Source organism: Streptomyces sp. NPDC059092 (assembly GCF_042756365.1).
Classification (GTDB): domain Bacteria; phylum Actinomycetota; class Actinomycetes; order Streptomycetales; family Streptomycetaceae; genus Streptomyces.
On the sequence record NZ_JBHZEJ010000007.1, the window covers coordinates 14,635 to 31,883 of the forward strand.

The 17,249-nt window shown below is 69.5% G+C and carries 17 protein-coding genes and 1 pseudogene; 8 read left to right on the top strand and 10 right to left on the bottom strand.

The features are described from left to right. Positions 1 to 360: 360 nt before the first annotated feature. Entirely contained in the window at positions 361 to 1,821 is a 1,461-nt protein-coding gene (gene dnaB / locus ACFXPL_RS06410; protein WP_384913767.1) for a replicative DNA helicase, read from the top strand. A 12-nt stretch (positions 1,822 to 1,833) separates the two neighbouring features. Here the strand turns inward: dnaB and ACFXPL_RS06415 are convergent, their stop codons facing one another. Next, a complete protein-coding gene (locus ACFXPL_RS06415) occupies positions 1,834 to 2,847 on the bottom strand; it encodes an NADPH:quinone reductase (protein ID WP_384913392.1) in 1,014 nt (337 codons plus the stop codon). 197 nt (positions 2,848 to 3,044) lie between these two features. Further along, complete coding sequence (def, locus tag ACFXPL_RS06420; protein ID WP_384913396.1) at positions 3,045 to 3,713, bottom strand: peptide deformylase; 669 nt, start codon at positions 3,711 to 3,713, stop codon at positions 3,045 to 3,047. Positions 3,714 to 3,829: 116 nt separating this feature from the next. On the opposite strand from def, the gene ACFXPL_RS06425 reads away from it, so the two are divergent. Then, positions 3,830 to 4,399: a winged helix-turn-helix domain-containing protein gene (locus ACFXPL_RS06425; protein WP_384913399.1), complete on the top strand. Its 570-nt coding sequence runs from the start codon at positions 3,830 to 3,832 to the stop codon at positions 4,397 to 4,399. Between the two features lie 107 nt (positions 4,400 to 4,506). On the opposite strand, the pseudogene ACFXPL_RS06430 reads toward ACFXPL_RS06425, so the two are convergent. Then, positions 4,507 to 4,878: pseudogene (locus ACFXPL_RS06430) on the bottom strand (VOC family protein); the annotation flags it as partial. A gap of 145 nt (positions 4,879 to 5,023) precedes the next feature. On the opposite strand from ACFXPL_RS06430, the gene ACFXPL_RS06435 reads away from it, so the two are divergent. Next, positions 5,024 to 6,406 (top strand): serine hydrolase domain-containing protein, encoded by a 1,383-nt coding sequence (locus tag ACFXPL_RS06435; RefSeq protein ID WP_384913402.1) that lies wholly within the window; start codon positions 5,024 to 5,026, stop codon positions 6,404 to 6,406. A gap of 134 nt (positions 6,407 to 6,540) precedes the next feature. Here ACFXPL_RS06435 and ACFXPL_RS06440 read toward each other — a convergent pair whose 3' ends face one another. The 3 genes from ACFXPL_RS06440 to ACFXPL_RS06450 all read right to left on the bottom strand — a co-directional run bounded on the left by ACFXPL_RS06440 (position 6,541) and on the right by ACFXPL_RS06450 (position 9,087). Beyond that, the gene (locus ACFXPL_RS06440) at positions 6,541 to 7,587 is read right to left on the bottom strand and encodes a restriction endonuclease (protein ID WP_384913404.1); all 1,047 of its coding nucleotides are present in this window, start codon (positions 7,585 to 7,587) and stop codon (positions 6,541 to 6,543) included. Between the two features lie 116 nt (positions 7,588 to 7,703). After that, positions 7,704 to 8,156, bottom strand: a complete 453-nt coding sequence (locus tag ACFXPL_RS06445; protein WP_384913406.1) for a GNAT family N-acetyltransferase — start codon at positions 8,154 to 8,156, stop codon at positions 7,704 to 7,706. A 58-nt stretch (positions 8,157 to 8,214) separates the two neighbouring features. Then, entirely contained in the window at positions 8,215 to 9,087 is an 873-nt protein-coding gene (locus tag ACFXPL_RS06450; RefSeq protein WP_384913409.1) for a GNAT family N-acetyltransferase, read from the bottom strand. A gap of 302 nt (positions 9,088 to 9,389) precedes the next feature. On the opposite strand from ACFXPL_RS06450, the gene ACFXPL_RS06455 reads away from it, so the two are divergent. Both ACFXPL_RS06455 and ACFXPL_RS06460 read left to right on the top strand, forming a co-directional pair. Further along, entirely contained in the window at positions 9,390 to 10,040 is a 651-nt protein-coding gene (locus tag ACFXPL_RS06455) for an HAD family hydrolase (protein WP_384913412.1), read from the top strand. Positions 10,041 to 10,357: 317 nt separating this feature from the next. After that, complete coding sequence (locus ACFXPL_RS06460; RefSeq protein WP_384913415.1) at positions 10,358 to 12,250, top strand: globin domain-containing protein; 1,893 nt, start codon at positions 10,358 to 10,360, stop codon at positions 12,248 to 12,250. Positions 12,251 to 12,322: 72 nt separating this feature from the next. Here ACFXPL_RS06460 and ACFXPL_RS06465 read toward each other — a convergent pair whose 3' ends face one another. The 4 genes from ACFXPL_RS06465 to ACFXPL_RS06480 form a co-directional block, all read right to left on the bottom strand. Beyond that, entirely contained in the window at positions 12,323 to 12,802 is a 480-nt protein-coding gene (locus ACFXPL_RS06465) for an NUDIX domain-containing protein (protein ID WP_384913418.1), read from the bottom strand. An 89-nt stretch (positions 12,803 to 12,891) separates the two neighbouring features. Further along, complete coding sequence (locus ACFXPL_RS06470) at positions 12,892 to 13,785, bottom strand: LysR family transcriptional regulator (protein ID WP_384913421.1); 894 nt, start codon at positions 13,783 to 13,785, stop codon at positions 12,892 to 12,894. A 271-nt stretch (positions 13,786 to 14,056) separates the two neighbouring features. Then, on the bottom strand, positions 14,057 to 15,187 hold the full coding sequence (locus ACFXPL_RS06475; RefSeq protein ID WP_384913424.1) for a cystathionine gamma-lyase: 1,131 nt from the start codon (positions 15,185 to 15,187) through the stop codon (positions 14,057 to 14,059). 8 nt (positions 15,188 to 15,195) lie between these two features. Continuing rightward, the gene (locus tag ACFXPL_RS06480; RefSeq protein WP_384913427.1) at positions 15,196 to 15,576 is read right to left on the bottom strand and encodes a phage holin family protein; all 381 of its coding nucleotides are present in this window, start codon (positions 15,574 to 15,576) and stop codon (positions 15,196 to 15,198) included. Positions 15,577 to 15,590: 14 nt separating this feature from the next. Here ACFXPL_RS06480 and ACFXPL_RS06485 point away from each other — a divergent pair, with 14 nt between their 5' ends. The 3 genes from ACFXPL_RS06485 (at position 15,591) to ACFXPL_RS06495 (ending at position 17,173) form a co-directional block, all read left to right on the top strand. Continuing rightward, a complete protein-coding gene (locus ACFXPL_RS06485) occupies positions 15,591 to 15,908 on the top strand; it encodes a cupin domain-containing protein (RefSeq protein WP_384913430.1) in 318 nt (105 codons plus the stop codon). Positions 15,909 to 16,039: 131 nt separating this feature from the next. Next, on the top strand, positions 16,040 to 16,261 hold the full coding sequence (locus ACFXPL_RS06490) for a DUF5326 family protein (protein ID WP_384913433.1): 222 nt from the start codon (positions 16,040 to 16,042) through the stop codon (positions 16,259 to 16,261). A gap of 141 nt (positions 16,262 to 16,402) precedes the next feature. Then, positions 16,403 to 17,173 carry an IclR family transcriptional regulator gene (locus ACFXPL_RS06495; RefSeq protein WP_384913436.1) on the top strand — a complete coding sequence of 257 codons (771 nt, stop codon included), beginning with the start codon at positions 16,403 to 16,405 and terminating at the stop codon, positions 17,171 to 17,173. The last annotated feature ends 76 nt before the right edge of the window (positions 17,174 to 17,249 follow it).

Consider the following 17,249-nt stretch of genomic DNA (forward strand, 5'->3'; position numbering starts at 1 on the left):
TGCGCCGGTTCCGTTGATCTTGACCCAGTCCGGAAAGTTTTTCTCCCCCACAGCCGGTGGACGGAGAAAGGCCAGGTCAATGGTGGTGCACGGAGGGCAGTATGACTTTGTCCACAGCGCTGTCCCCCGGTCCGTGCACAGGTTCGCCCATGTTCTCCACAGCATCTGGTCTCTCGTCCACATGGCCTGTGGATAACAAGATTGGCTGACGTCGCCGGCGGGCCTACCGTGGACCGGCGTCCGACGCGCCGGAACCGGAGTCAGGCCTCTCGTTTTGTCAGTGTCGTGCCGTACAAAGAGTGGCACGGCGAGGTCCGCTGGGCGGACATGAGGAGGTGGCCGGTGAGCATTCCCGAGCCGTTGGACGACCCCTGGACCGATACCGGTCCCAGTGACCGTCTGCCTGTCTCCCGGCAGCGCCGTGGCGAAGGCAGGGGCCGTGAGGAGCAGCACGAGCGGGGCAGCGAGAGCGGCCCCTGGGACGGCGGCTCCGGGGGGTTCGAGCGGGTGCCCCCGCAGGATCTCGACGCGGAGCAGTCGGTTCTCGGCGGCATGCTGCTGTCGAAGGACGCGATCGCCGACGTCGTGGAGATCATCAAGGGCCATGACTTCTACCGGCCGGCCCACGAGACGGTCTTTCAGGCGATTCTCGACCTCTACGCCAAGGGCGAGCCGGCCGACCCGATCACGGTGGCGGCCGAGCTGGTCAAGCGCGGTGAGATCGGCCGGGTCGGCGGGGCCTCGTATCTGCACACCCTCGTCCAGTCGGTGCCCACGGCGGCGAACGCGTCGTACTACGCGGAGATCGTGCACGAGCGGGCGGTGCTGCGCCGGCTCGTCGAGGCGGGTACGAAGATCACACAGATGGGGTATGCCGCCGACGGGGACGTCGATGACATCGTCAACTCCGCGCAGGCCGAGATCTACGCCGTCACGGAGCAGCGGACGAGCGAGGACTATCTGCCGCTGGGCGACATCATGGAGGGCGCGCTCGACGAGATCGAGGCGATCGGTTCGCGCAGCGGCGAGATGACGGGTGTGCCGACCGGCTTCACGGACTTCGACTCGCTCACGAACGGTCTTCACCCTGGCCAGATGATCGTCATCGCGGCCCGCCCTGCCATGGGTAAGTCCACGCTGGCGCTGGACTTCGCGCGTGCGGCGTCCATCAAGAACAATCTGCCGAGCGTGATCTTCTCCCTGGAGATGGGGCGGAACGAGATCGCGATGCGACTGCTGTCGGCGGAGGCGCGGGTGGCGCTGCACCACATGCGGTCGGGCACCATGACGGACGAGGACTGGACGCGGCTGGCCCGCCGGATGCCGGACATCTCGCAGGCGCCGCTGTACATCGACGATTCGCCGAACCTGTCGATGATGGAGATCCGGGCGAAGTGCCGTCGTCTCAAGCAGCGCAATGACATCCGACTGGTGGTCATCGACTACTTGCAGCTCATGCAGTCGGGTGGTTCGAAGCGTGCCGAGAGCCGTCAGCAGGAGGTCTCGGACATGTCGCGAAACCTGAAGCTGCTGGCCAAGGAGTTGGAGCTGCCGGTGATCGCGCTGTCACAGCTCAACCGTGGTCCTGAGCAGCGTACGGACAAGAAGCCGATGGTCTCGGACCTGCGTGAGTCGGGCTCGATCGAGCAGGACGCGGACATGGTCATCCTGCTGCACCGCGAGGACGCGTACGAGAAGGAGTCGCCGCGCGCGGGCGAGGCGGACCTCATCGTGGCGAAGCACCGTAACGGTCCGACGGCGACGATCACGGTGGCGTTCCAGGGGCACTACTCGCGTTTCGTGGACATGGCGCAGACCTGAGCGGCGGCCCGGTCACGGGATGTCGAGCAGGACCTTCCCGATCAGGCCGTGTTCGAGCGCGGTGTGGGCGTCGGCGGCGCGTTCCAGCGTGAAGCGGTGCAACGGCAGGCCGGCCTCCTCGCCCACGCGCAGCGCGCCCACGTTGACGGCTGCCGCGATGTCGGTGACCGCCTGCTGCTTCGCCTTGGCCGGCACGGTGTAGACGAAGACGCTCTGCCAGCGCAGGTTCGACTGCAGCGAGGAGAGCACCGGGACGGAGAGGTGCTCGTCCTCGCCGCCCGAGTAGTAGGCCACCACGGCTCCCGGAGCGGCGACTGCGATGTCGAGGGCGGCGTTGGTGCCCGGTGCGACCTCCACGACGATGTCGACGCCCTCGGGAGCGAAGGCCAGGATCTTCGCTGTCGCGTCCTGCGTGCGGTAGTCGACCACCCGGTGGGCGCCGGCCGCGCTCGCCAGCGCGGCCTTTGCGGGGCTGCTGACGGTGGTCACCACGCGCGCCCCGGCCCAGCGGGCGAGTTGAATGGCCGCGTTGCCGACCGCGCCTGCGCCGCCCGCCACCAGTACGGTTGTGTCCCGCAGGGTGCCGGGTGCGATACGCCCCGGTCCGCCGTCGTGAACGGTCAGCGCGCGGTGGGCGGTGAGGGCAGGGATGCCCAGGGCGGCGCCGAGTTCGAACGAAGCGTGGTCGGGCAGGGCGACGGCATGATGGTCGCGTACGAGCGTGTACTCCTGTGCGGTTCCCCAGGGGCGCTCCCACGCGGCCTCCCAGAGCCACACCCGCTGTTCGACCCGTGCCGGGTCGACCTGCGGGCCGACAGCGTCGATCACCCCGGCGCCGTCCTGGTGGGGCACCTGTTCGTCCATGGCCGGCGGCAGCGCTCGTCTGCGGCTGCGCCAGTCGGTGGGGTTGACGCCCGAGACGTACACGCGGACCCGTACCTCGCCCGGGCCGGGCTCGGGCATCGGGCGTTCGACGAACTGGAGGACCTCGGGGCCGCCGGCGGCCGTCCGGACGACGGACTTCATCTTTCACCTGTCTTTCGCTGGCCCCTGGGGATCGGTCGGCCGGCGTCCGGTGGGGCGCGCCGGCCTGCGCGGGGCACACCTTCGGAACTTCCCGTACGGAGCGAATATTCCAAGCGGCTTCGCAGACAGGTGATGTGGGGGTGATCTCGGGTCTCACCTCTGACGTGGTGTTTTCGCCGTCTCGGGTGGCGAACCGGTCAGTGGACTCTGCCCAGGTGTGCGGCTTTGGCAGCGCGTTGGGCGAGGACGTCCTCGCGGCGCTCTGCCATCGTGCGCAGCGCTTCCCTGCGGTCCCGTGTGGAGAGCCGGTCGAGATACGTGTGACCGAGGAGGTGGTCGGTTTCGTGCTGGAGGCAGCGCGCGAAGTAGCCCGTTCCTTCGATGACGAGGGGGTTGCCGTCCTTGTCGAGTCCGCGAACGACGGCACGATCGGTACGGGGGACTTCCATGGTGGCGCCGGGCACGGACAGGCAGCCTTCGAGGTCGTCCAGGAGGCTGCGGCTGGGTGGAGGGGGGAGTTTCAGAACCGGGTTGACGAGATGGCCGACATGCCGGACCCCGTGGTCGTCGAGGCAGTCGTACACGAACAGCCGGAGGTCGACATCCACCTGGTTGGCGGCCAGGCCGGCGCCGTCGGCCACGTACATCGTCACGAACATGTCGTCGATCAGCGCCGACAGCTCGGGGGTGCCGAATTCGGTCACCTCCTGGCAGGGGCGGCTCAGGATCTCCTCACCCACCACCGTGACCCGCCGTACCGATCCTCGTTCCGCCTCCGGTGACCAGGCCGGACAGGCGTCGACGGGGCGGCCCTGTACACGGACTCGCCGGTCGACGGGTCGGGACCGCTCGTGACGAACAGACATCACTGTCTCTCCTTCTGCTTCCGCGCGGGCCACGGGCGCCGCGGACGCCGCCGCGGTCCGGTGTGTGCCGCGAGGGCCACTTGCCAAGTTCTTTGCAAAGTAGCAGAGTTTGCAAAGTGACTGAAGATGACGTCAACACCCCCCGCGACCGGGCACGCGACAGCGGCGGCGGACTGCGCGAGCACGAGGTCCGCACGGCCCTGCTGGACCTGCTCGCCGAAGTGGGCACGGTCACGGCGACCGAAGCCGCCTTCCGGCTGGGTCACAGCTCCGGTCTCTGCTCATTTCACCTGCGGCAGCTCGCACGCCACGGGTACATCGAAGAAGCCCCCCGTGGCGGGGGCCGCGCACGCCCCTGGCGGCTGATCCGGCACAACACCGCTGCTGGAGCGCCTTCGGAGGAATCCTTCGGCGACTTGGCCCGGGGGCTGGAGGACGAGAGCTGGCAGCGGTGGCTGGCCCGGCGCGACCAAGCGCCGGCCGAGTGGCGTCACGATGAAGCCTTCAGCGCCGTCGCCTATCTGACCCCTGAGGAGATGGGCCGGGTCGCGGACACGATCCGGCGGGCGCTCGCGCCCTACCAGGACCGCGAACAGCGCCCCCTGGCGCGGCCGGACGGGGCGCGACCGGTGGCCCTCATCACCCGGCTGTTCCCCCTGCTTCCCCACGCGACGGAGCGCCCCTGAGTACGCGTGCGGGAGCGGCACCCCTCGTTAGAGGTGGGGATCAGGTTCGAGATCGGTCGGGCAGGCGGGGAGGAGTTCTTCGGACGCCCGCGGCCCGCCGGTGGTCAGGCCGCTCGTTCGGCCGCGTTGCGTTCCACGCAGAATTCGTTGCCCTCGGGGTCTGCGAGGGTCACCCAGCCCCCGCCGTCGGGGCGGCGGCGGTCCGCCACCAGGGTGGCGCCCAGGGCGAGGATGCGTTCCACCTCTTCGTTACGGGTGCGTTCCTGGGGCTGGAGGTCGAAGTGGACCCGGTTCTTTGTGATCTTTTCGTCAGGGACGGCGATGAACAGCAGCGTGACGCCTCGCGCTTCGAGGAGGGCTTCCGAGTCCCCGGGCAGGTCGTCGTCGGCGAGGGAGGCGCCGAGGACCTTGCCCCAGAAGGTGCCGAGAGCATAGGTGTCGCTGCAATCGATCGATATGTGGTGCACGAGAGAGGTCATGCGGGTCACAGTGGTGACCGGCGGCGGTTCTTGTCCAGCGGATTTTGACGCGGTGTCGGGTTCCTGGCTGCGTGGAGAGGGCGGGGGTTTCGGCGCAGCGTGAAATGCGGTCGACGGCGTGGTGCCGTGTGGGTAGATGTGGTTCATGACCGAACCTTGGGAAGACTTGCTGCCCGGTACGCGACGGGCCCTGTTCCACCGTATTGCTGTCGCGCAGGCGGAGGCGCGGGTGCCTTCGGTGGTCGCGGCGGTGGCGCGTGAGGGGCGGACGGTGTGGTCGGGAGCGCGGAGCGGCGGGAACGGGCCGGCTCCGGATGCCGATACGCAGTACCGGATCGGGTCGATCACGAAGACGTTCACCGCCGTGCTGGTGTTGCGACTGCGCGACGAGGGGCTGATCGACCTCTCGGATCCGCTGGAGAAGCATCTTCCGGGGACGGGCGTCGGTGAGGTCACCGTCGCGCAGCTTCTCGGTCACAGCGCGGGGCTCGCCGCGGAGAGTCCGGCGCCGTGGTGGGAGCGGACGCCGGCTGCGCTGCGCCCGGAGCTCGTGGACGTGCTGGGAGAGCGGCCGGTGCTGCACCCCACGGGGAGGCGGCACCACTACTCCAACCCGGGTTTCACCCTGCTGGGTTCGCTGATCGAGGCGGTACGGGGCGCGTCCTGGGAGGAGGTGCTGCGGCGCGAGGTTCTTGAGCCGCTGGCGATGGACCGTACGACGGCGCGGCCGGTCGCGCCGGCTGCCGATGGCTGGGCCGTGCATCCGTGGGCCGACGCTCTGCTGCCGGAGCCGGTCGAGGACCTCGGGCTGATGGCGCCGGCGGGGCAGCTCTGGTCGACCGCCGCCGACCTCTGCCGATTCGGGGGCTTTCTCGTGGAAGGCGACGAGAATGTCCTGAGCGCGGCGTCCGTGGCGGAGCTGAGGACGCCGGCGGCGGCGCCTGAGTCGGGACAGTGGGATGGCGTCTACGGCTTCGGAACGCAGGTGATCCGCCAAAGCGGCCGGACGCTTGTGGGCCATACGGGGTCACTGCCTGGCTTTGTCGCCGGCCTGTGGGTGAGCGTGGAGGATGGAGTGGCGGCGGCGGTGCTGGCCAATGTCACGTCGGGGCTGGCAGCTGGATCGGTCGCGGCGGAGTTGGTGGGGATCGTGGCGGACGCGGAGCCGCGGATCCCGGAGCCCTGGAAGCCGCTGCCCGAGGTGGACCAGGACCTGCTGGCGCTCACCGGGCCGTGGTACTGGGGGACACAGCCCCTGGTGCTGAAGCTGACGGCGGACGGCGGGCTGGAGCTGCGCCCGTTGCGCGGCGGCGGGCGGGGCTCGGCCTTTGCCGCGGCGGCGGACGGCGGCTGGACGGGGCTCGACGGTTACTACGCGGGGGAGACCCTGCGGGTGGTGCGGCGGCCGGACGGAGCTGTGAGCCATCTTGACCTCGGCTCGTTCGTCCTCACCCGGGGGCCGTACGAGCCGGGGGAGGCGGTTCCCGGCGGGGTGGACGAGGCGGGCTGGCGCGGGCTCGGGGAGTAGGACCGGTGGTGATGTTTCACGTGAAACCGGGCGCGATGACCGACGGGCGGTAAAGTGCGACTGGGCCTGAAGCCGCAAGCGTGAATTGCGGCTTCAGGCCCGTCTGTTGGGGCGGATCTCTGGCCAGGGGCGGATCAGTGGCGGAACGCCTGGAGCTTCACGCCTCCGTTCCACGCCTCCAGCAGGCCGCGGTGGACCGCCGTCATGTCGTGCCGCGCGGCGAGCAGCAGGGCGTCGCGGGTGAAGGGACAGGTGGCGACGAGCAGGGCGATGTCGGCCTTGTGATCGAGCTTGGCCATGTCGATGAACTGCTGTACGTCGCCGCTGGTGATGGTCGCCGCAGAGGTGCGAGCTGTGCACTGGACGACAACACGGCGCCCGTCGGGGGTGTAGGCGACGATGTCGGCTCCGGTGTCGTCGTGGCCACGGGTCACGGTGACCGGATCGCATCCGTCGCGGCGGCAGAGCCAGGCGATGGGCTGCTCGAACTGGCGCGCGTTCATGACGTCGAGTGCGCCCATCGAGCCGGCTGCCTCGCGCTCGCGCAGGATGCGTTTGAGGCGGGTCACCTCGCTTTCGAGGCCTTCGATCCGGGCGCGCTGGTCGTCGTCGTTGCGGATGGCGGTGTTGAGCAACGGGACGACGGCTGTGCCGATGGTGGTGCGGATGATGTCCTCGGCGATGCGCGCCGCGTCAGCGAGCGTGGCGGGGTGCTGGGCGAGGGCGTCGGTGATGCGGGTGTCGATCCATTCCTTCAGCCTGTGGATTAAGTTATCCACAGGCTCGATGGACTGTTTCCGCTCGCTGTCGAGCAGGTATGTACGCACCTGACGTGCGACGATGCTGTCACGGAGCAGCATCGCGGTGTTCAGGACGGCGCGTCGGGAGAAGATCCCGATCGAGCGACTGCGGGACTGGATGCCACTGAGTTGCTTGAAGCAACTCAGTTCCTCGCCGCTGAGAACGCGGTATCCGTTCGACTGGAGTTCGCTCCGGTGGTCGTGAATGACAGCGCGGATGACCGACTCGCTCACCTCGAAGTAGGCGGCGACGTCCTTGGTCGTGGCGTGGAGGCCGTCCGGTGACAGGGCCAGCTCTTTGACCTTGTCGAGGACTTCGTCGCGTTCGGCGACGCTCGCGCGCAGGGAACTGGACTCCAGCAGAACTATCTCGTCGAGCATGTGATCCGTCTCCTCCGGGGGCCGTGTGGTCCGTGGGTGGGGGCGGAATCCTGATGGGCATACGTCCTGCCCCCTTGCCGGGGGCAACGAGCCGGATCGGATAAGGATGCGGTTCTTCAGATACTCAGTTTGAATCCGACGTGGGAGGCGGTGAAGCCGAGCCGCTCGTAGAAGCGGTGGGCGTCGGTGCGGGTGGCGTCGGAGGTCAGTTGGACCAGTTGGCAGCCCTGGCGGCGTGATGCGTCGATCGCCCATTCGATGAACCGGGTGCCGAGGCCGCTGCCGCGTTCGTCGGAGTGGACCCGTACGCCTTCGATGAGGGAGCGGGTGGCGCCCCGGCGGGAGAGCCCGGGGACGATGGTGAGCTGGAGCGTTCCGACCACCCGGTGGTCGCGTACGGCCACGACGAGGTGCTGGTTCGGATCGGTGGCCAGACGCTCGAAGGCCGCGGTGTAGGGGGCGAGATCGTCGGGGGACTCGCGCTGTGCGCCGAGCGCGTCGTCCGCCAGCAGGGCCACGATGGCGGGGATGTCGTCGGGGACCGCGGGCCGTATCTCCAGGTCGCTCATGATCGGCAGAGTACGCCGCGGGGGCGCTGCGGGCGCACGGGGCCGGAGGGGCAGCGGGTCAGTCCGTGGCCAGGCTCAGTGGTGCGAACTGCCGGGTCCGGTCACCTGGCAGTTCGGGGATGCCGTAGGTCATGAGTGTGGTGAGGGCGGACGGTTCCAGACCGTGCTCCTTGAGCCAGCTCAGCAACTCTTCATGGCGTACGTCGACGGAGGTGCGCAGCGGTCGGTCCGGTCCGGGAGCGAGGGCGGTGACCAGGGCTTTCGCGGTGTCGGTGTCGCGGGCGACGAGGGGACCGATGACGTCGGTCGCAGGGGTGGGCCAGGCGGCGGCGTAGCCGGTGATCGTGGAGGCTTCCTCGGCGACTCTGAGGCGGTCGGCGAAGGCGGGGAGACGAGTGAGGATGTGGGTGCGGTCCGCACCGAAGACTTCGTTGTCGAGGCGGACGATGGCGGGCAGGTCGGCCGCGGTCGCGGGCCTCGTGGCCACGGGAGACGCGGTGGGGTCCGGGAGCCGTAGGGCGCCGAGGACGGTCTCGGTGGTGCCGGTGCCGGTGAAGCCGAGCCGTTCGTAAAGCGGCCTGCCCTGGGGTGTGGCGTGGAGGACGAGCGGGGTGGTGCCTGCCTCGTGCAGGACGTGGGTCATCAGGCGTCGTCCGAGGCCCTGGCGGGCGTGTCGTCCGGCGATGAGGAGCATGCCGACGGCGGAGAGTTCTCCGCCGTGGGGAGCTCTGCCGTAGGAGGTGACGACGCAGGTGGCGGCCAGGCCTTTGCCGTCCGGGTCGTCGATGCCGTGTCCGGTGCCGGCCGACAGGAGCAGGCTCCATCGGTGTTCTTCGCGTGCCCAGTCACGGTCTTCGGCGAGGTCCGCGCAGTCGGTGAGGTCTCTCATGGTCAGGCGTCGGATGGGCAGTGCGGAGAGCGGTGTCGGCATGAGAGGCAGGCTGTCCGACTCGGTGCTCGTCCGTCCAGCGCTTTAGGCGAGGCGAGGCGAGGCGAGGGCCGGCCGGGGCTTGATCCGGGTCTGGTGGTGGCGTGCCGGATTTCAGGGGGCCGAGGGCGAGCGTGGCGTGGGCGAGTCTCAGCCAACTCGCGGAGCCGGTGGTGTGGAGGACGAGGAGGGCCGACGTGTGGGCCGCTGGAGTTGTTTCACGTGAAACATGGTGCCGCCGGGCGGCCGGTGGGCGTCTGCCCCGGGAGTGACGGGGCGTACTAACCTCGGTGAACATGGCGAGTATGGCGAGCACGGTGAGCGGACACAGGCTTCATCTCTTCGACCTCGACGGCACGCTCATCCGTGGTTCGGCCGCCGCGGTGGAGATCTCCCGGCAGTTGGGGCTGGACCGTGAGATCGCGGAGCTGGAGCGGAGGTACATCTCGCGGGGGCTGGCGCCGGACGAGTTCGCGGTGCGGGCAAGGGAGTTGTGGGCCGAGCTGACGGTGGAGCAGGTGACGGCGGCTTTCGAGAGTGCTCCGTGGCTGTCGGGAATCCGTGAGGTCTGGGCGGAGATCCGGAAGAGAGGTGATTACTGTGCTGTTATCTCCCTCTCGCCTGATTTCTTTGTTTCGCGGCTGCTGGAGTGGGGTGTGCACGCCGCTCATGGTTCGCGGTGGCCGGCTCCGCCTTTCGCTGAGCCGGTGGACCGGGCCGGCATTCTCAATCCGGCTGCGAAGGTGAAGATCGCGAACCGGCTGTGTGCGGAGTTCGGGGTGGGGCTGGACCGCTGTGTTGCCTATGGTGATTCGATGTCCGATGCGGAGATCTTCGCGGTGGTGCCCTGTGCGGTGGCCGTGAATGCCGATCATCACCTGGCGGGGCTCGCCACGCACACGTACTCGGGAGGCGATCTGCGTGAGGTCTATGAACTGGTGCGCCTCCAGCAGTAATACTCTGACCCGGAGGCGCCGTGGAAACGCGGCAGGGATCCGGGCGATTGAGTGCGGGAGCGATGCACCCTAACGGTAAATCCAGTACGGATGCCCGGTCTTCGCGCTCTTTGTCCGCCGCGGTGGCATGGCCTGCCATGCTGCGACGACGGGCGTTGCGCGCTATGTCGCATTCCTGCGCCTCGTGTCCCCGTGGGGGTTGTGGCGGGGGTTGAGGCGGGCTGTGGCAGTTCGAGTCAGAACGGGGAATCGCTTGCGTATTCCGGATCAGCGGAAGTGCGCAGCCCGACCGAAAGATGTTCGAGGCGAGGCACATCATGGACGCTCCGACCACCACGTCGGCTGATAACGGCACTTCCGGGGACGGCGGTGGCCCCGGAGAGCCCGCGGGCGGCGGCTGGTTCGCCCCGCGCCGGGCACCGAGCGGTGAGGGCCGGCCGGACCCGGAGGCTTCGGGTGATGCCGGGGAAGCGGGCCGGGACCGAATACCGGTCCAGGGCCGCACCTTTGCCTCGATACGCCCGGTGGGACCCGGTGGGACCCGCTCCGCACCGCCGCGCCGTGAGGGCCCCACGGCCCCGGGGCAGGGGCCGGGTGCGGAGCACCCTGTTCCTGTAGCGCCGTCGCCCGTGGACGACGGTGTTCCCGACGCGTTCCGGCCGCGCGCCAAGGGGGCGCGCGCAGCAGAGGGGCCCGCGGCGCATCCGCAGGTGTCCGAGGGGCCGGAGACGGCGGGCAGCGGGCCCGTCGGGCCCGATTCCGCAGTCGCCGCGGAGGCAGCCGTACGGTCGGCCGCCGCGCGCCCCGGTCCCGTACCGCCGGACTCGGTGGACGCCGTACGGCACCACCCCGTTCAGCCGGAGTACGAGCGGGCTCCGGGCGCGGAGGGCGCCGGTGGGTCGCCTGCCGTCGCTGAGCAGGCCGCCGAGTGGCCCGGTGGTGAGCAGCGCTCGGGGGGCGCACTGCCGCCGCAGGCGCCGGTGTCGGCGGCGCTGCCGCCCGAGGCGCCGGTCGTCGCCCAGGCGGCCCCGGCGGGGCAGCCGTCCGTCGTGCCGCCCGCTCCCGCCGCGCCCGATCCGAACGCCTCGCCGGACGCGATCCTCGTCCGCCGCACGCTGGCCGAGATCGGCCCGGTGTCGAAACAGCTCACCTCGTACTTCTACTCGCTGCTCTTCGTGCGCCATCCCGAGCTGCGCGGGCTGTTTCCCGTGGCGATGGACGCGCAGCGCGACCGGCTGCTCAAGGCGCTGCTGACGGCCGCCGAGCACATGGACTCGCCGGCCGTTCTCACGGACTATCTGCGGCAGCTCGGTCGGGGGCACCGCAAGTACGGCACCCAGTCCGTGCACTACCCCGCTGTCGGTGAGGCGCTCATGGGTGCGCTGGCGCGTTATGCCTCGGCCAGTTGGGACGAGGACACCGAGGGTGCCTGGGTACGGACGTACACGACCATCTCCCAGATCATGATCGACGCGGCGGCCGAGAACGAGCAGCACGCTCCGGCGTGGTGGCAGGCCGAGGTGGTCTCGCACGAGTCGCGGACCTCGGACATCGCGGTGGTCACGGTCCGTCCCGACCAGCCGTACCCCTTCCTCGCGGGTCAGTACACGAGTCTGGAGACGCCGTGGTGGCCGCGGGTCTGGCGGCATTACTCCTTCGCGTCGGCGCCTCGGCCGGACGGTCTGCTGTCGTTCCACGTCAAGGCGGTGCCGGCCGGCTGGGTGTCCAACGCGCTGGTCCACCACGCCCGCCCCGGTGATGTCCTGCGCCTGGGGCCCCCGGCCGGTTCGATGACCGTCGACCACAGCACGGACAACGGTCTGCTCTGTCTGGGCGGGGGCACCGGTATCGCGCCGATCAAGGCGCTCATCGAGGATGTCGCCGAGCACGGTCACCGGCGTCCGGTGGAGGTGTTCTACGGCGCGCGCAGCGACCACGATCTGTACGACATGGAGACGATGCTGGAGCTGGAGAGCGCCCATCCGTGGCTGTCGGTGCGTCCGGTGGTCGCGGAAGGCCCTACGGCGGGGCTGGCGGGGCAGCTCCCCGAGGCAGTGCGCGACCACGGTCCGTGGCATGAGTTCGACGCGTATCTGTCGGGGCCGCCCGGGATGATCCGCAGCAGCCTGGACGCGCTGCGGGGCTCTGGGATCCCCTCGGAGCGGATCCGCCACGACTCCCTGGACGCGCTGGTCGCGGCCGCCACGTAGCGTCGGCGGTCGCGGCCGCCGTGTGGCGTCTGCCGGGGTGCCGGCCGGGGAGTGTTGGCCGGCACCCCGGCGTCATCCCAGGTCGGGGGCGTGCATCGCGCGTACGCCCTCGATGTTGCCGTCCAGGTAGTGGCGCAGGGACAGGGGTACGAGATGGACGGCGGCGATGCCGACCCGGCTGAACGGCACCCGGACGATCTCGTACTCCCCGGACGGTTCGTCGATCTCGGGGCCGTGGCGCAGGGAGGTGTCCATCGAGTCGAGTCGGCAGACGAAGAAGTGCTGCACCTTCACGCCGGTGACGCCGCCGTCGGCGATGTGCTCCACGGTGTCGACGAAGCACGGCACCACGTCGATGATCTTGGCGCCGAGTTCCTCGTCCACTTCGCGGTGGAGGGCGTCGACGACGGTGGCGTCCGTTCTCTCGACCCCGCCACCGGGTGTGAGCCAGTACGGGTCCACGCCTGGCTTGGTCCGTTTGATCAGGATCAGGTCGTCGCCGTCCAGCAGGATGGCGCGGGCGGTGCGCTTGACCACGGGCCGTTCGGTCATGGGAAGAGGTTCGCCCGTCCTGCCCCTTCTGAAACTCCTGGCGGCCCATCGGCTCCCGGTCGCGTCTGTCCCCGGTCGGTCTTCTCCGGTCACCACTCCACGGCGGCCCGCAGCAGCCACTCGTGTGCCCGTGCGACCGGCGGGAGGGCGAGCGTGCCGGTGCGTACGGCCAGGAAGTAGGTGCGCAGCGGGGGTACGGGAGGGTCGAGCAGGGCGATGACCTCGCCGCGCTCCAGGGCCGCCTCGCAGAGGTAGCGGGGCAGGACGGCGAGTCCGGCGCCCGCCGCCGCGCACTCCAGGACGGCCCGCAGGTCGGGGGCGATCACGGTGCCCGCCGCCGCGGGCCGGGTCTCGAACACGGTGGCCCAGTAGCGGGAGACGAACGGCAGGGATTCGTGCACCTCGACCACCGGGAGCTGTTCGAGCACCACGACCCCTTCGCGCAGCACCTCGTGGCCGAGGCGGGACGCCCAGCGGGGGGCCGCGATCAGGACATGTTCCTCGTCGCAGAGCGGAGTCGCGGTGAGCAGTCCGCCGCGTGGCTGGGCGGTGGTGATGGCCAGATCATGATGTCCGGCGGCCAGTCCCTCCAAGGTTTCCTCGGAGTTTCCGAAGAACGAGGTGCGTAGTGCGAGGCCTTGGGCGGTGAGCGGGGTGAGCGCGGGCAGGGCGCGCAGGGAGGTGAATTCGGGGGGTCCGGCGAGATGGAGGGTGCGTACGCCGGATTCCTCGTCGAGTCCGGTCTCGGCGATCTCCACCAGCGCGTCGAGGTGGGGTGCGGCGCGGTGCGCGAGTTCGTCGCCGATGGTGGTGGGGGTGACGCCGCGGGCCTGGCGGAGGAAGAGGGGGCGTCCGAGCTGCCGTTCCAGGGTTCTGATCTGGCCGGTCACGGCGGGCTGGGAGAGGCCGAGGAGGGCTGCGGCGCGGGTGAAGGATCCGGCGCGGTGCACGGTGACGAACGTGCGCAGCAGAGCCAGGTCCATGTCCCGCTCTCCCGTCTTGAACCGCGCCCGCGCCCTGTCCGGACGGGGTCTCGCCCCGCGGCACCCCGTGATGCCAACTATAAATAAGTCGATAGGCCGCTGTCGCTACTGTGATTGGACACTGACGCAGAGTCAACTAGCCTTGGTTGAATGGTTCTCCGCGCGTGGAACCTAGGACGGTCCGAGCCACGAGGGGGGAGGCTCGGACCGTCCCTTCCGTATACGGCGCCGGTCGGTGTGCCGGCCGTTGAGGGCCGCCGCCGGTGGGTGGTCAGCGCACCGTGTCGAGGGCGTGCAGGACGTCCGTGAGCAGGTCCTCGGGGTCCTCGGCGCCTACGGAGAAGCGGATGAAGCCTTCCGGTACGGCGTCGCCGCCCCAGCGTCCGCGCCGCTCGGCGGTGGACCGTACGCTGCCGAAGCTCGTCGCGTCCTCCACGAATCGCAGCTCGCTGAGGAAACGTTCCGCCTTGTCACGGTCGGGCAGGACGAAGGAGACCACGGAGCCGAAGCGGCGCATCTGGCGTGCGGCGACGGCGTGCGAGGGGTCGTCGGGCAGCCCGGGGTGGCGCAACCCGCTCACGTCGTCGCGTTCCGCGAGCGCGCGGGCGAGGACCAGCGCGTTGGCGCACTGGCGCTCGATACGGAGGTGGAGGGTGGCCAGCGAGCGGTGCGCGAGCCATGCCTCCATCGGCCCCGGGATCGCTCCGACGACCTTGCGCCAGCGCCGTACCCCGGCCGCGAGTTCCGGGTCGCTGCTGGTCACATGGCCGAGGAGCAGGTCGCCGTGGCCGGTCATGCCCTTGGTGTCGCTGGCCACCGAGAAGTCCGCGCCGAGTTCGATCGGGCGCTGGCCGAGCGGGGTGGCGAGGGTGTTGTCGACGGCGACAAGGGTGCCGCCGGCGTGCGCCTCGCGCACGAGTCGGCGGATGTCGCAGACGTCGAGTCCGGGGTTGGACGGCGTCTCGATCCACAGGAGGCGCGCCCCGGCCAGGACGCGGAGCTGGGCGTCCCCGCCGGTGGGCGCGGTCCGCACCTCCACGCCGTACGCCTCCAGCCGTTCGCGCAGCAGGGGGAGTGCCTGGTAGCCGTCGTCGGGCAGGACCACCGCGTCGCCTGCCCGGAGCTGGGAGAAGGCCACCGCGGAGATCGCGGCCATCCCGGAGGCGAAGGCGACGGTCTCGACGGTCCTGCCAGGTGCTTCCAGCTCGCTGATGGCCTGTTCGAGGCGGGTCCAGGTCGGGTTCTCGTCACGGCCGTAGGTGTACGGTCCGGTCGGGTCGCCCGGCAGGTGGAAGTGGGCGGCGAAGACCGGCCCGGGGAGGGTCGGTTCGTGCTTCACCGGTTCGGGCAGCCCGGCCCGTACGGCGCGGGTGCCGTCACCGATGTCCGGGGAGTGGTTCATCGCCGGCCTCAGTCGTTGTCGTCGGGGAGCGCGACGTTCAGTGCCCATGACACCACGGAGATGACCAGACCGCCGAGCACGGCCGTCCAGAAGCCCTCGACGTGGAAGCTCAGGCTCAGTTTGTCCGCGAGCCAGGAGGTCAGCAGCAGCATCAGGGCGTTGACCACCAGGGTGAACAGCCCGAGGGTGAGGATGAACAACGGCAGGGTCAGCAGCTTCAGCAACGGCTTGACGAGGAAGTTGACCAGCCCGAAGAGCAGCGCCACCAGGACCAGCGTGAGCGCCTTCTTGCCGGTGTTCTCGCCGGTCAAGGTGATGTTCTGGATCAGCCAGATCGCCACCGCCAGGGCGGCTGCGTTGGCGATCGTCTTGACTAGGAAATTCTTCATGGTCTGATCGTGGCATGAAGGCATTTCGACTGGATGAGCTGGAGGCGGAGCGTGCCGCCAACGACGGCGCGTATCTGCAGTTTGTACGGGAACGCGCCATGTCTGTGGGGCTTTACGCGCTGGACGCCGGCGCGAGCGACCCGCAGCAGCCGCACCGGCAGGACGAGGTGTACTTCGTCGTGAGCGGCCGGGCGTCGATCACGGTCGGGACGGAGACGACGCAGGTCGGTCGCGGCAGTGTGGTCTACGTACCGGCCGGGGCCGCGCACAAGTTCCACCACATCACGGAGGATCTGCGGGTGATGGTCGTGTTCTCGCCGCCCGAGGGCTGACCCTCAGGCGCGTCTCAGGGTCGGATCAGGGGAGAGCGGGGGCTGCGGGGCCACCACGGAGGTCGGCGCGGCTCTAGCATCGAAGGCGTACAGCGGTCACATCAGGAACTCGGTGAAGCGAGGTAAGGACGATGGCGGTTCAGGAGATTTTCACGGGGTTGCCGTGGTGGGTGAAGTGGATCGCGGTTCCCGCGATCGCCATCGTGGTCTTCGGCGGACTGATCATCAGCGTGCTCGCCTTCGTGATCGGTGTGCTGTTCAAGGTGCTGATATTCGTCGCGCTGGTCGGCGGACTGATCTACGTCGTCCGGAAGTTCACGGCGTCCTCGTCGTCCTCGCGGGGTGACTGGTAGGGCTGTCAGTCCATAGGGCTGTTAGCCCGCCAGAGGGAAAGGTGAAGAGGAAACCAACCCTCGCTGTGACCTGCCTCTAGAGTGACTCACCTCTGCCGCACCCGGCGGGCTTGGGCCCGTCCGCACGCCTGGGGGTGATCTTTGGTCACAGCTACATCCGCCGCGGCTCCCACGCTGATCGGATCGGTGCGGCGGGCGCTGCGGTTGCTGGAGTCGGTGGGGTCGCATCCCGACGGAGCCACCGCCAAGCAGCTCGCACGCGAGACGGGGCTCCCTCTCCCCACGGCCTACCACCTGCTGCGCACCCTCACCTACGAGGGCTATCTCCGCCGGGAGAGGGGCGTCTTCGTTCTCGGGGACGCCGCCCAGCGGCTGGTGCACGTCGGAGCCGTCCGCGGCCGCCGCGCCGGCCTCACCGACATCCTCGCTCGACTGCGCGACGCGCTGGGCGTCCCCGTGTACTTCGCGGTCTATCACGAGGGCGAGCTGGACCTGGTCTCCGTTGCCGAGAGCCCCGGGTGCCCGGCGGTCGACATGAGGGCCGACTTCCGCGCGACGGCCCATGCCCACGCGATCGGCCAGTGCCTGCTGAGCCAGCTCGACGAGGCGTCCCGCCGCGATCATCTGGACCGCTATCCCGTCCGTCCGCTCACGCCGCACTCGGTGCCGGACCGGAGCACCCTGCTGGAGCGCCTCGACGCGCTGGGGCGGATGGAACCGGTCCTCTCCCGCCAGGAGTACCGGCTCGGCACGGTCTGCGCCGCCGTACCGATCACGGTCGGCTCCACGGCGGCCGCCGTGGCCATTTCTATACCGCTCTGTCAACAGAAACGACTGCTTCCGACGGTCGAACGGTTACGCAGAGAGATTGGATCGCTACTGACCTCGCAAATCCTCTCTATCAGTATCTGAAAAATTACTCCTTGTGATCTGCTAGCGCTTACAGGACGATTGCGTCAAGAGGGTCAACGGGGATCATTACCAGCCA